Source organism: Anaeromassilibacillus sp. 1001302B_160321_C8, from assembly GCF_015554745.1.
Lineage (GTDB): Bacteria > Bacillota > Clostridia > Oscillospirales > Acutalibacteraceae > Anaeromassilibacillus > Anaeromassilibacillus stercoravium.
Window position 1 is genome coordinate 83,841 of sequence record NZ_JADNJD010000002.1, and the last position, 12,679, is coordinate 96,519.

Genomic DNA, 12,679 nt, shown 5'->3' on the forward strand with positions numbered 1-12,679 from the left:
GGCTGCGCGGCGGATTATGCCTCCCGCTCACGCTGCTCCTTTGCTTTGTCGTAATATTCATCGAGGAAGGCGTCTTTGATACGCTTCAATTCGCTGCGCGGCAAAATGGAGAGCAATTTCCAGCCGATCTCCAGGGTTTCCTCAATGTCGCGGTTTGTATTGTACCCCTGGGAGACGTACTTCCGCTCGAATTCCTCTGCAAATTGCGCATACAGCTTATCCATATCTGTCAAGGCTGCTTCGCCCAAAACGGTCATCAGCTCCTTGGCCTCCTTGCCGCGCGCATAGGCGGCGAAGAGCTGGTTCATCGTGTTGGCGTGGTCGGCGCGGGTTTTGCCCTCGCCGATGCCCTTATCCTTCAAACGGGACAGGGAGGGCAGCACGTCGATCGGCGGTGTCACGCCCTTGCGGTACAGTTCACGGCTCAGGATGATCTGCCCCTCTGTGATATAGCCCGTCAGGTCGGGGATCGGGTGGGTTTTGTCGTCCTCGGGCATGGTCAAAATGGGGATCATGGTGATGCTGCCGCTCTTGCCCTTTTGCCGTCCGGCGCGCTCGTACAGGGACGCGAGATCCGTATACATATAGCCCGGATATCCACGGCGGCCGGGCACCTCTTTGCGCGCAGCGGAAACCTCGCGCAAAGCGTCGGCATAGTTCGTAATATCGGTCAGGATGACCAGCACGTGCATATTTTTTTCGAACGCAAGATACTCCGCAGCCGTCAGCGCCATGCGGGGGGTGGCGATGCGTTCGACTGCCGGATCGTTCGCCAAGTTGACAAACATCACGGTACGGTCGATGGCGCCGGTCTCCTGGAAGCTCTGGATAAAGAAATTGGATTCCTCAAATGTGATGCCCATAGCGGCAAACACGACCGCAAACGGCTCGTCGGTGCCGCGCACCTTGGCCTGGCGCGCAATCTGCGCTGCCAAATTCGCGTGCGGCAGGCCGCTGGCGGAAAAAATCGGGAGCTTTTGACCGCGCACCAGCGTATTCAAACCGTCGATGGCGGAAATTCCCGTCTGGATAAACTCCTGGGGATAGTTGCGCGCCGCGGGGTTCATGGGCAGGCCGTTGATATCCAGGCGCTTTTCCGGAAGGATCTCCGGCCCTCCGTCGATCGGGCGGCCCAGGCCGTCAAAGACACGGCTGAGCATGTCCTCGGAGACGCCCAGTTCCATGCTGCGCCCCAAAAAGCGCACCTTGCTGTTGCTCAGGTTGATGCCGGTGGAGCTCTCAAACAGCTGAACCAGCGCGTTTCCCCCGTCGATCTCCAGCACCTTGCAGCGGCGCTTTTCCCCGCTGAACAGCTCGATCTCCCCCAGCTCGTTATAGGTCACGCCTTCCACGCCGCGCACCAGCATCAGAGGACCCGCAACTTCCTGTATGGTCCGGTATTCCTTTGGCATTTAGAAGTCCTCCTTTTGCAAAAGCTCGTCGATCTGTTTGGAGAGCGCTTTCAAAACGGCCTCATATTCGGCCTGTATATCCTTCTCCTGCACATACTTGAAGCGGCCGATCTGCTCACGCACAGGCAGCTTTACCAAATCTTCGATGGACGCCCCCTGATCCAGGGCCTCCACCGCTTTGTCATAATAGTCCAACACCAACTGCATCATGGTAAACTGCTTTTGCAGCGGCGTGTACGTGTCCACCTCGTGGAAGGCATCCTGATGCAGGAAGTCCTCGCGGATAGAGCGGGAAGCCTCCAGCTTCAGGCGGTCCGGCGCGGACAGGGCGTCCATGCCGACCAGCTGGACGATCTCGTTCAACTCGGCTTCCTCCTGCAGGAGGCGCATCAACCGCGCGCGCAAATCCATCCAATGGGCGTCCACATGCTCGTTAAACCATTTCTCCATCGTATCCACATAGAGCGAATAACTGGTCAGCCAGTTGACCGCCGGGAAATGGCGCTTATAGGCGAGGTCGGAGTCCAGGCTCCAGAACACCTTGACAATGCGCAGCGTCGCCTGGGAAACCGGCTCGGAAATATCGCCGCCCGGTGGGGAAACCGCCCCGATGACGGAGAGCGCGCCCTCGCGCCCCTCGCTGCCGATGGTCACCACGCGGCCCGCGCGCTCATAAAACTGCGCCAGGCGGCTGCCCAAATAAGCCGGGTAACCCTCTTCGCCGGGCATCTCCTCCAGGCGGCCGGACATCTCACGCAATGCCTCCGCCCAACGCGAGGTGGAATCCGCCATCAGCGCGACGGAATAGCCCATATCGCGGAAATACTCTGCGATCGTAATGCCGGTGTAGATGGACGCTTCACGCGCCGCAACCGGCATATCAGAGGTGTTGGCGATCAGGACGGTGCGTTCCATCAGGGAGAACCCTGTCTTCGGGTCCTTCAACTCCGGGAACTCGTTCAAAACATCCGTCATCTCGTTGCCGCGTTCGCCGCAGCCGATATAGACCACGATGTCTGCCTCCGCCCACTTCGCCAGCTGATGCTGCACGACGGTCTTGCCGCTGCCGAACGGACCGGGGACCGCCGCCACGCCGCCCTTTGCAATCGGGAACAGCGTATCGATGACGCGCTGACCGGTGACAAGCGGCATATCCGGGGACAATTTCTGTTTATATGGCCTTCCGACGCGCACCGGCCATCTTTGCAGCAGGGTCAGGTCCTGGCTGGACCCGTTCGGCGTATCCACCACTGCAACGGTTTCGTCAATGTTGTAATCGCCTTCTTTGATCGAGCGAATGGTGCCCATCAATCCATGCGGCACCAAAATCTTATGGACGACAATCGGCGTCTCCTGCACCGTGCCGATGATGTCGCCGCCTGTGACGGAATCCCCCGCCTTTTTGAGCGGCGTAAAATGCCATTTCTTTTTGTGATCCAGCGCGGGAATCTCCACGCCGCGTTGAAGGTTGTTGCCGGACACCTTCATGATCTCCTCCAGCGGACGCTGAATCCCGTCGAAGATGCTCCCGATCAGGCCGGGGCCCAACTCCACGGAGAGCGGCGCGCCGGTGGATTCCACCGGTTCGCCCGGGCCAAGCCCGGAGGTCTCCTCGTAGACCTGGACGGAAGCCTGGTCGCCGTGCATCTCGATGATCTCCCCGATGAGACGTTGGCTGCTGACGCGCACCACGTCAAACATATTTGCGTCGCGCATCCCCTCGGCGATGACCAGCGGGCCGGCAACCTTTTTTATGGTTCCTTTGCTCATGATTCTGACCGTTCCTTTCTGCGGAAAAGCGCCGCAGCGCTTTCCCAGAATGCCGGAAACCTATCCGATTCCAAAAATTAGTTATTGAAGATAATGTCGGAGCCGACCGCTTGTTCTACGCTCTTCTTGACCGCGGCGACGCCCTTTCCGGTGTTGCCGGACGCGCCTGGGATTAAAATCACCGCCGGCAGCATCTGCTCGCGGTAACGGTCGATCTCCGCTTCCAGGGTATCCGCCAACGCCTCGGTGATATAGATGACGGCATATTCCTGCTCCGCAAGGCCGCGCAGCCGCCGGGCGGCCTCAACCGGGTCGGTTACAGGATATGTGTCCAGCCCCAGAGCGGCAAAGCCATAGATGCTGTCGCGGTCCCCCATCACTGCAATCTTATACATGGCGTCCCTCCCTAAACATTGCGGTACATTTCCCGCATCCGCTCGCGGACCGCTTCCTCCCGCAGATGGTTCCATTTTCCGGAGAGGATGATCCGAACCGTCTTCACCTCGTTCTCCCTCGCCAGGAGAAACGCAGCCAACGGGCCGACCGTGAACGGGTTGTACTGCTGCGGACGGATCTCGCGGATGATGCGGTTGTCGCACCAACGCTCAAACGCAGAGGGCGATTCCTGCAACGCGGGCACTGCGTCCGCATAAGCGGTCTTTTGCAGATAGCTGTAGATGGCGTCCTGGCCCTCAACAGCCGCTTTCGCTAGCTGCTCCACATCGAGCGAATCGCATGGAGCCAATGCGCGCTGTAGAAAGTCCAGGGGCTTCCCCGTCTTCTGCGCACGGACCGCAATCTTGATATCCGCCGCTGCCACGGTCATTTCGGCATAGTCCCGGATCACCGGGTGGTCCGCCGCTTTTCCCGCCGCATAGATCGCATCCAGCGCCGCGCGGTCGATCACAACATCGCAGAGCTGGCCGTCCCGCGTGTGTAGGAGCAGGTCAAACGCCTCCTTCGCCGGGGCGCGCATCGCCTCGGGAAGCAAGGAAACATCCTGTTCCCGGATGGCTTGCAGCATCGTCTCCGGTTCCACGGTCCCGTGGGAGAAAAATGCCTCGGGCCGCTCCATATCCAGATATACCAGTTTGATGGCAGCCTTCAGATTGTGATAATCGTTTGCATAGAGAAAGACGTCAAAGGCCGAAAGGTCGTCCACCAGATCCTCCAGCAGCGCCCAGGTCTTTTCCTCCTCGCCCCTGAGAATCTGCTCGGCATCCATGCTGGTCCCGTCTCCCCAGCCCTTTTCGGACAAAAGCTGGATGCATTCTTCATAGCTTTTGGCCGCCAGCAACTGCTCCAGGAACGCGCCCTTCAACAGGCCGAGCTCCTTCGTGCGGATACGGGCTACCGCATATGCGTAATACTTTTCCGCCATCATGCCTGCCCTCCTGCAAAGAGCAGCGCGTGCAGTTTGTCCTGCAAGCGGTCCTTTGCCGCGTCAAACAGCGCGGCAAAGGAACAATTCTGCTCCACGCCGCCATAGGCCAACACGAAGCCCCCGTCGATCTTCCTCGGTTCACGGGAAACCTTCAGGCTCCCGCCGGCCGGCAGGGCCTGCGCCAGTTCCTGTTCAAACCCGCTGGGCAGGCGGTCCAGATCCCTCTGGGAAAAGAGGATCTCCCCCTCCTGCGGCAACGCGTACCGGCGGATCAATTTTAGAAGATTGGCGAAATACTCTGCCGCTGGAAGGGTTTCCATGGTCTGGCGGCTCTTTTCCAGCAGTTCGTGGATGATCGCCTGTTTCGCAGCGAGAACGCTCTGCCGCTTCTGTAGGGCCGCGGCCGATTCCGCACGGCTTTGGATACTTTTTGCTTGTTCTTTTGTCTGATTGGCAATCTCCTGCGCGCGCGCTTCCCCGCGCGAGCGGGCCTCCTGTGCGATTTGCGCCGCTTCCTCCTCCGCCTTTTGACGAATGGAGACCGCAGAGGCCGCCGCATCGTCTTCAATCTGTCTGATGATTTGTTCCAATCCAGTCATGCGCAGCGCTCCTTTTCCGTATCAATGTGGGGATTGGAGCGGATCATACCGGCAATCCAGCAATGCCCGTGACAGCCAGAATGGAAACCAACAGCGCCAGAATCGCATAGGTCTCCACCATCGCCGGGAAAATGATGGCCTTTCCGAGCTGGTCGGGACGCTTTGCAATCAAGCCAATGCAGGCGATGGATGCACGGCTCTGCTTTAATGCGGACCAATAGCCGATGATGGCCATCGGCATGCAGGCCAGAAAATACAAGATGCCTTTTGCCAGCGAAATATTGGAATCCCCGCCGAGAATGCCGATCTGCGAAAGGGTGATGAATGCGATCAACAGGCCATAGATGCCCTGTGTGCCGGGGAGCAGCTGCAAAATCAGGACTTTACCGAATTTGGATGGGTCCTCCGTCACAACGCCCGCGGCCGCCTCACCTGCGCGGCCAACGCCCACCGCGGAACCAGCGCCCGCCAACAGCGCCGCTAGAACAGCTCCCAGCAAAGCAAGTACAACACCGATGTTATCCATGATTATTTTTCCTCCCTAATTTTGTAATATTTTGTGTGAATGCCAAACGGCGCAAATTTGCGGCCGCCGCCCTCATAAAACTTTCCGAAAAATTCCACAAATTGGAGGCGGTTCGTATGCACATAAGCCCCTAGCAAATTGATTCCCAAATTGATGGTATGTCCGACAATGAACACCAGAATAAACATGATCGCGCCGCCGATTCCGCCGCCTCCCATGCTGCCCATCTGGTTGATCACCGTCGCGATCACGCCCGTTGCGAGCCCCAGGGCCAACAGGCGGGAATACGACAGGATGTCGCTCAAATACCCCGTGACGTTGTAAAGGCCGTAGAGCCCCTTGAGTAGGCGCTTGGCCGGATTGCGCGACTCGCGCCCCGACGTCAGGACAATGCCGATGGCGCCGATCCCCGCGACAACCGCCGCGGCAGTGCCCGCCTGTGCGGGAAGGATAAAGCTGAGCTGCGCAATATCCACAAAAGTCTGGCTGGAAAGCATAAACACAATTGCGCCCCCCACCAGCATATACCAGAAGATAACGTCATACAGGATATCCTTATAGCATTTCAGCCGCCAAAGCTGGTAAAACTTCATGGCCAACCCTGCGAACAGGTGGATGACGCCCACCAAAAGGGCAAAGATCAGCATCCGCATGGGTTCTTTGATCGGCTCAAACCAGAGCGGCCCAAGCACGACCTCGTGCTCGAAAAAGGTGCGGGAAATCACCGCTACGGCGTCCCCAAAGAAACTGCCGAACAGGAATCCCCAGAACGTAGTCGAAATGCCGCAGAAAAAGAACATCCGCAGTGATTTGTTCATGCTGGGTTCCATGTTTTTAAACTTGAGCAGTGCCAAGCCGCAGCCGATCACCATAATCAGCCCATATGCGGCGTCGGAAAGCATCATGCCGAATAGAATATAGTAGAAGATCGCCATAATGGAGGTGGGATCCACCTCCGTTTTCCCCGGAAGGCTGAACGACTCCAAAACGCCCTCCACCGGCTCGGAAAATTTGTTGTTCTTGAGAAGCACCGGCACATCGTCCTCTTGGGCAGGCGCTTCCAACTCTACCACCGCGCCAAACCGCCCTTCCAGCTCCTGTGTGAGTTTTCCGGCGTCCTGCTGGGGAATGTAGCCGGTCAAGACAAAGGTGCGCCGCGATTGCATCAGCCGCCCGATCACATCGTACTTCTCACTGCGCATCGTCAGGTAGTCCACCAGGAATTTGAGGTCGTCCCGCTGTGACGCGTAGCCTGTGATCTCCTGTTCCGCCTCTTGGATGATCTGCTCCTGCTCCTCCATCCGCTCCTGCAAAACCCGCATGCGCTCTGCCGGCGGTGTTTTGGTTGGGGAGGAGGGCCGTGCAAACCCCAAAGTGCGAAGGGCTTCTTCCAGCACCTGAGCATCGGCGCGGCCGCACAATAGAAATGTGCAGGTTTGTTCCTGGGAAGTGCTGATGACCTCCGCATAAACAGGGACCTTTGGAGCAAGAAGCGCAATCTGCTCCTCCAAATCTCCGGCCGTATAGCCCGCTGGGAACGATCCGACAAACGCCGTGGTGCTCTTTGTCCCCTTTGTACGCATGGAAATATCCAGATTCATCCAGGGCTTCAGCGCCTCCATCTGCGTCTGGAGCTTTTGAATCAACCCCCGACAATCTGCGATGTCCTTCGAACGTTCATTCAGCCGGTGTGCCACACGGAGCACATCGTCGCTTTTGCCGCCAAAGGCGTTGGCCTGTTCTACAGGGATTTCGGTCCGCCCCTCCAAGACGGCAAACAAGGACTTTTTCTCCGGCGCGTACCGGTTGAGAATCTCCAACGCCTGTTTGGATGCCGCGATATTTTTTTCAATCTGTGCCTTTTGGGTGGACACATCCATCCGTTGGAATACATTGTCCTCTTCCAATGCGTCGTTGATTTCCACCGCACCGCGCCGTTGAATCCATTCCAAGATGGGTTTTCGGTCTTTTCTGAGAGCGTATATGCTGATGCGCTGCATCTGCAATACCGCCATAAATTCCATTCCTCCTTTCTATGCCGGTTTGGGGCTCCCCCGTTAACCGACAAGCTCCGCAATCACGCAGGCAATTGCTTCTTTTTCCCTTTTCTGTGCAAGCGCACGCAGTGCTGCAATCTCCTGTTCCGCTTCCTGGGCAGCCTTTGCCGCATAGCGTTCTCCTTGCGCGCGGGCCGCTTCCAAGGAATCCTGTGCCAACTTGTCCGCCTCGGACGTAATTTGCGCCGTTGTCCGTTCGGCGTCCGCATGGGCTTTCCAGAGGATTTCCTCTGCCTGCTGGGCAGCGTCGCGTTCGGCCTGATCCGCTTTCCGTTCCGCCTCGCGGACGGCGTCGATTGTCTGCTGTGCCATTGGTTCCTATCACCTCCCGTTCTTTTTATTGGCCGTATCGCCTTTGGATAGACGCCTCATGAATTTAAAAATTATATTTATTGTACATGAAAATGGTGGAAAGTGCAACGATATATATGATTGTTTTTATCATGTTATTTAATTTTTGTATGATTCAATCAATTTTTCTCGCTTTTTTGATTTTTTGTCAAAAGGTTACCACATTTCCCGTTTTATCACTTCCCAAAATCAGACGAAATTTTCTTTGTTTCGTCAATAAATTTATGAATTTCGCTCCATTGATTTCATCGCACTAAATCGGTATAATTAATAGTATTATAGTCTGCTCATTTGAAGCAGTAATTTACTAGGAGGTTGCACCACTATGAAACGCGTTTATAACTTTTCCGCGGGCCCCTCGATGCTGCCCGAAGCTGTTCTCCGCCGTGCTGCGGACGAAATGCTGGACTACCAGGGCAGCGGCCAATCCGTTATGGAAATGTCCCATCGTTCTAAGGTCTACGAGGGTATTATCGGTTCTGCCGAAAGTCTGCTCCGCGAAGTCATGAATATTCCGGACAACTATAAAGTTTTGTTTTTGCAGGGTGGAGCTTCCTCCCAGTTTGCAATGGTCCCGATGAACCTGATGACCAAGAGCGGCAAAGCGGACTTTGTCCTCACCGGCCAGTGGGCTACCAAGGCCTATAAAGAAGCCGCGCGTTATGGCGAAGCCAATGTTGTGGCCTCTTCCAAGGATCAGACCTTCTGCTACATTCCGGAGCTCGACCCCGCCACTTTCACAAAGGATGCGGATTATTTTCACATTTGCATGAACAACACCATTTACGGCACCAAATTCACCAAGCTGCCGGAAACCGGCGATGTGCCGCTGGTGGCGGACATTTCCTCCTGCATCCTGAGCGAACCCATCGACGTGAGCAAGTTCGGCGTGTTGTATGCGGGCGCACAGAAGAATATGGGACCGGCCGGCCTGACGGTCGTCATCATCCGTGAAGATCTAATTGGCCATGCGATGGACATCACGCCCACCATGTTCAACTATCAGACGCATGTGGACAACGGCTCCATGTTCAATACACCGCCGTGCTATTCGATCTACATCAGCATGTTGGTGCTCGATTGGATCAAAAACACCATCGGCGGCCTGGAGGAAATGAAGAAGCTGAACGAAAAGAAAGCCGGCATCCTGTACGGCTATCTCGACAACTCGAAGATGTTCCGTGGCACGGTTGTCCCGAAGGACCGCTCCCTGATGAACGTCCCGTTTGTCACAGGCAGCGACGAACTGAACGCAAAGTTTGTTAAGGAAGCGGAAGCTGCGGGCTTTGTGAACCTGAAGGGCCATCGTTCGGTGGGCGGAATGCGCGCTTCGATCTACAACGCAATGCCGATCGAGGGCGTGGAGAAGCTCGTCGAATTCATGAAGAAGTTTGAAGAGGAGAACGCATAAGGTTCCCTCCCAACATAGTATGGCTTTTAAGAAGATATTTTACTTTTGAAAGATACAGGTGATAGACATGTACAATGTAAAATGCTTGAATAAGATCTCCCCCGTTGGTCTGGCGCGCTTTGGGGCGAACTACACCTGCGGCGAAGACGTAGAAAACCCGGAGGCAATTCTGGTCCGTTCCGCTTCCATGCATGAAATGGAGCTGCCCAGCAGCCTGTTGGCCATCGCCCGTGCAGGTGCAGGCGTCAACAATATCCCGTTGGATAAATGCAGCGAAGCGGGTATTTGTGTCTTCAACACGCCGGGCGCCAACGCCAATGCGGTGAAGGAGCTTGTCATCGCAGGCCTGCTGCTTGCCTCCCGCAAAATCGTCCCCGGCATCGAATGGGCAAAGGGCTTGAAGGGCAAGGGTGCAGAAGTCGGAAAGCTGGTCGAAAAGGGCAAGAGCCAGTTTGTTGGCCCGGAAATCAGCGGCAAACGCCTTGGCGTCATCGGCTTGGGCGCCATCGGCATTCTGGTGGCCAATGCCGCCAAGAGCCTGGGCATGGAAGTCTATGGATACGACCCGTATCTGAGCGTTGACGCGGCGTGGGGCCTCTCCCGCTCGACCAAGCACGCTCAGACACTGGATGAAATCTATGCGAACTGCGATTATATCACCCTGCATGTGCCGCTTACCCCGGATACAAAGGAAATGATCAATGCAGAGAGCATTGCAAAGATGCAGGATCACGTGCGCATCCTGAATTTCGCGCGCGGTGATCTGGTCAATTCCGCAGATATTCTCAAGGCGCTGGCAGATGGGAAAGTCGCCTCCTATGTGACCGACTTCCCGACCGACGAAATGCTCGGCGCGGAGGGCGTAATTGCCGTTCCGCATCTGGGTGCTTCCACCCCGGAGAGCGAGGACAACTGCGCACGGATGGCCGCAGACGAGCTCAAGGATTATCTAGAAAACGGCAATATCCTGCACTCGGTAAACTTGCCGAACGTCTCCATGCCGCGCGATCCGGCGTTCACCCGCGTTTGCATCATCCACCGCAATGTCCCCAATACGATCAGCCTGTTGGCCGGTAAGCTCGCGGATGCAGGCATCAACATTGAGAACATGCAGAGCAAATCCCGCAAGGATTATGCTTACACCATTTTGGATGTAACGGGAGATTTCAGCAGTGATTCGGCCAAGAAGATGGAAGAATCCGAGGATATCATCAGAGTCCGTGTCATCTAAATTTTAAAAACGTGATTGGATAACGACAGCCTGCTGTAAAAACTTACAGCAGGCTGTTTTACTAAATTCCATGTATATGAAACTGCGATTGGATATGAGGGAAGCAGATGATTGTTTTTGACAAGCTTTGGGAGACCATGAAGGCAAAACATGTGTCCACCTATGCATTGCGGGACCGTTTCGACATCGACAGCCGGACCATCCGCCGGCTGCGGGCCAATCAAACTGTCACGACGGATACGCTGGATAAATTGTGCCGGATATTGGATTGCAAGCTCTATGAAATTGCGGAATATCTACCGGAGGAAGCGGAAAAGGAAGATTCTATTCTTTAACGATCGTTCGGTTCTCTTTCGTAATACTATTAGCGGCAAAAGGGTGGGACGGATTCCGTCCCACCCTTTAAAATTATGCATCCATTTCCATACGTAAAGCGCAAGAAGGATTCTCGATAACCGTCCCTGGGCCAATCTTCCTCACATACGGAAAAATTCCCATTTACCGGTTGTCCACTGCAATCTTCCCACGGGCAATCACCATTTTGATGTTCAAATCATTGTCCAGCACCACGAGGTCGGCAAATTTCCCCACCTTGATGCTGCCGATGTCGGCGTCTTCATGGATTTCGCGCGCCGGATTGATCGTTGCGCTCTTAATCACCTGCTTGAACGGCACGCCAAACCGCACCAGATTGCAAACCTCCTGGTGCATGTTGGTTGTGGAACCAGCGATTGTTCCATCTTTCAAGCGGGCCTGCCCGTCCTTCACGTAGACCGTCTGTCCGCCGAGTTCGGAAATGCCGTCCGGTTCGCCGGCGGCGCGCATGGAGTCGCTGACAATCACGCTCCGGTCCTCGCCGAGCTGACGGAAAGTGACCCGCAGCACCGCCGGATTGATATGGAAGCCGTCGCAGATGATCTCCGCACGCACGCGCTCGTCGTCAAACACTGCGCCAACCACGCCAGGAGAGCGGTGCGTCATCCCGCTCATCGCATTGTACAAGTGTGTCGCGTGGGTAATACCGATATTGAAAGCATGTTTTGCCTGGTCATAATCCGCGTCCGTATGGGCAATCGAGACGGTGCAAAGCTTACTAGCCTTTTTAATAAATTCATCGGCCCCTTCGCATTCCGGCGCAATATCCACCAGCTTGATGATGCCGCCGCAGCCGTCATAGAACCCTTTAAATTCTTCCCAATCGGGATTTTTGACGTACTCGCCCTTCTGCGCACCCTTCTTATTGATCGAGATATACGGACCTTCCATATTGACACCCATAATTGCCGCGCCAAACGGGCGGTCGTCCATGCAGGCTTTGACGGTCGCCAAGGCGTCCTCAATCTCTTCATGGGAGACAGTCATGGTCGTCGGGCAAAAACTGGTTACCCCTTTTGTCACCAAGTGCGCTGCCATTTTCGCCAAGCCCGCAGTGGAGGCATCACAGGTATCCGCTCCCACGCAGGCGTGGATATGAATATCGACAAACCCAGGGACTACCACACAGCCCGCGAGGTCGATTTCTTCCTCCCCATGGAGATCCGGGGCAATGTCGGCAATCCGCTCCCCTTCGGTTGACAGGCAAGCATCCACCAATGTAAATGTGTCGTCCATAATCTTTGCATTTTTCAAAATCATGCGAATTCACCCCATCTTTGTGGGCATTCCACAAGCTGGAATCTGTCTCCTATGAAGGAACGATTCCTTTGAAAACGGCCCATATGTTTTGAAGCATTTCCATCCATTTTTTATTATCCAATGGAAGATAGGTTGAGCCTAGTTTCTGGAAGCCCATTCTATTTTGTTACACTCATTATAGCCCAAATAGTTTCGAGTTACAACTCAACGCACTGGAAATGTCAAAAGAATACACAATTATGCACGTTTTAGCTTCATAAAATTCTTTTTATGAATATCTTTATTTTAGATTTGTATTAAAAT

General features: G+C 55.2%; 12 protein-coding genes. 3 read left to right on the forward strand and 9 right to left on the reverse strand.

The window, feature by feature from the left end:
- Positions 1–14 precede the first annotated feature (14 nt).
- The 8 genes from I2E77_RS01730 to I2E77_RS01765 all read right to left on the reverse strand — a co-directional run bounded on the left by I2E77_RS01730 (position 15) and on the right by I2E77_RS01765 (position 8,060).
- On the reverse strand, positions 15–1,412 hold the full coding sequence (locus I2E77_RS01730) for a V-type ATP synthase subunit B (RefSeq protein ID WP_087230596.1): 1,398 nt from the start codon (positions 1,410–1,412) through the stop codon (positions 15–17).
- The gene (locus I2E77_RS01735) at positions 1,413–3,182 is read right to left on the reverse strand and encodes a V-type ATP synthase subunit A (protein ID WP_195450502.1); all 1,770 of its coding nucleotides are present in this window, start codon (positions 3,180–3,182) and stop codon (positions 1,413–1,415) included.
- Positions 3,183–3,259: 77 nt separating this feature from the next.
- Positions 3,260–3,577 carry a V-type ATP synthase subunit F gene (locus tag I2E77_RS01740; protein ID WP_191362938.1) on the reverse strand — a complete coding sequence of 106 codons (318 nt, stop codon included), beginning with the start codon at positions 3,575–3,577 and terminating at the stop codon, positions 3,260–3,262.
- A gap of 11 nt (positions 3,578–3,588) precedes the next feature.
- Positions 3,589–4,566: a V0D/AC39 family V-type ATPase subunit gene (locus I2E77_RS01745; RefSeq protein WP_442858912.1), complete on the reverse strand. Its 978-nt coding sequence runs from the start codon at positions 4,564–4,566 to the stop codon at positions 3,589–3,591.
- Positions 4,563–5,165: a V-type ATP synthase subunit E gene (locus I2E77_RS01750; protein WP_195450504.1), complete on the reverse strand. Its 603-nt coding sequence runs from the start codon at positions 5,163–5,165 to the stop codon at positions 4,563–4,565. The genes I2E77_RS01745 and I2E77_RS01750 overlap by 4 nt, the downstream gene beginning before the upstream one ends.
- A 43-nt stretch (positions 5,166–5,208) precedes the next feature.
- Positions 5,209–5,691, reverse strand: coding sequence for a V-type ATP synthase subunit K (locus I2E77_RS01755; RefSeq protein ID WP_087230583.1), 483 nt, complete (start codon positions 5,689–5,691; stop codon positions 5,209–5,211).
- Between the two features lie 2 nt (positions 5,692–5,693).
- Positions 5,694–7,706 carry a V-type ATP synthase subunit I gene (locus I2E77_RS01760; protein ID WP_087230580.1) on the reverse strand — a complete coding sequence of 671 codons (2,013 nt, stop codon included), beginning with the start codon at positions 7,704–7,706 and terminating at the stop codon, positions 5,694–5,696.
- 42 nt (positions 7,707–7,748) lie between these two features.
- Complete coding sequence (locus tag I2E77_RS01765; protein WP_191362935.1) at positions 7,749–8,060, reverse strand: hypothetical protein; 312 nt, start codon at positions 8,058–8,060, stop codon at positions 7,749–7,751.
- A gap of 364 nt (positions 8,061–8,424) precedes the next feature.
- On the opposite strand from I2E77_RS01765, the gene serC reads away from it, so the two are divergent.
- The 3 genes from serC to I2E77_RS01780 all read left to right on the forward strand — a co-directional run bounded on the left by serC (position 8,425) and on the right by I2E77_RS01780 (position 11,076).
- The gene (serC, locus tag I2E77_RS01770) at positions 8,425–9,510 is read left to right on the forward strand and encodes a 3-phosphoserine/phosphohydroxythreonine transaminase (RefSeq protein WP_195450505.1); all 1,086 of its coding nucleotides are present in this window, start codon (positions 8,425–8,427) and stop codon (positions 9,508–9,510) included.
- Between the two features lie 67 nt (positions 9,511–9,577).
- A complete protein-coding gene (locus I2E77_RS01775; protein ID WP_087230569.1) occupies positions 9,578–10,741 on the forward strand; it encodes a 3-phosphoglycerate dehydrogenase family protein in 1,164 nt (387 codons plus the stop codon).
- Between the two features lie 107 nt (positions 10,742–10,848).
- Positions 10,849–11,076, forward strand: coding sequence for a helix-turn-helix domain-containing protein (locus I2E77_RS01780; protein WP_087230566.1), 228 nt, complete (start codon positions 10,849–10,851; stop codon positions 11,074–11,076).
- 163 nt (positions 11,077–11,239) lie between these two features.
- Here I2E77_RS01780 and nagA read toward each other — a convergent pair whose 3' ends face one another.
- Complete coding sequence (gene nagA / locus I2E77_RS01785) at positions 11,240–12,376, reverse strand: N-acetylglucosamine-6-phosphate deacetylase (protein ID WP_191395600.1); 1,137 nt, start codon at positions 12,374–12,376, stop codon at positions 11,240–11,242.
- Positions 12,377–12,679 lie beyond the last annotated feature (303 nt).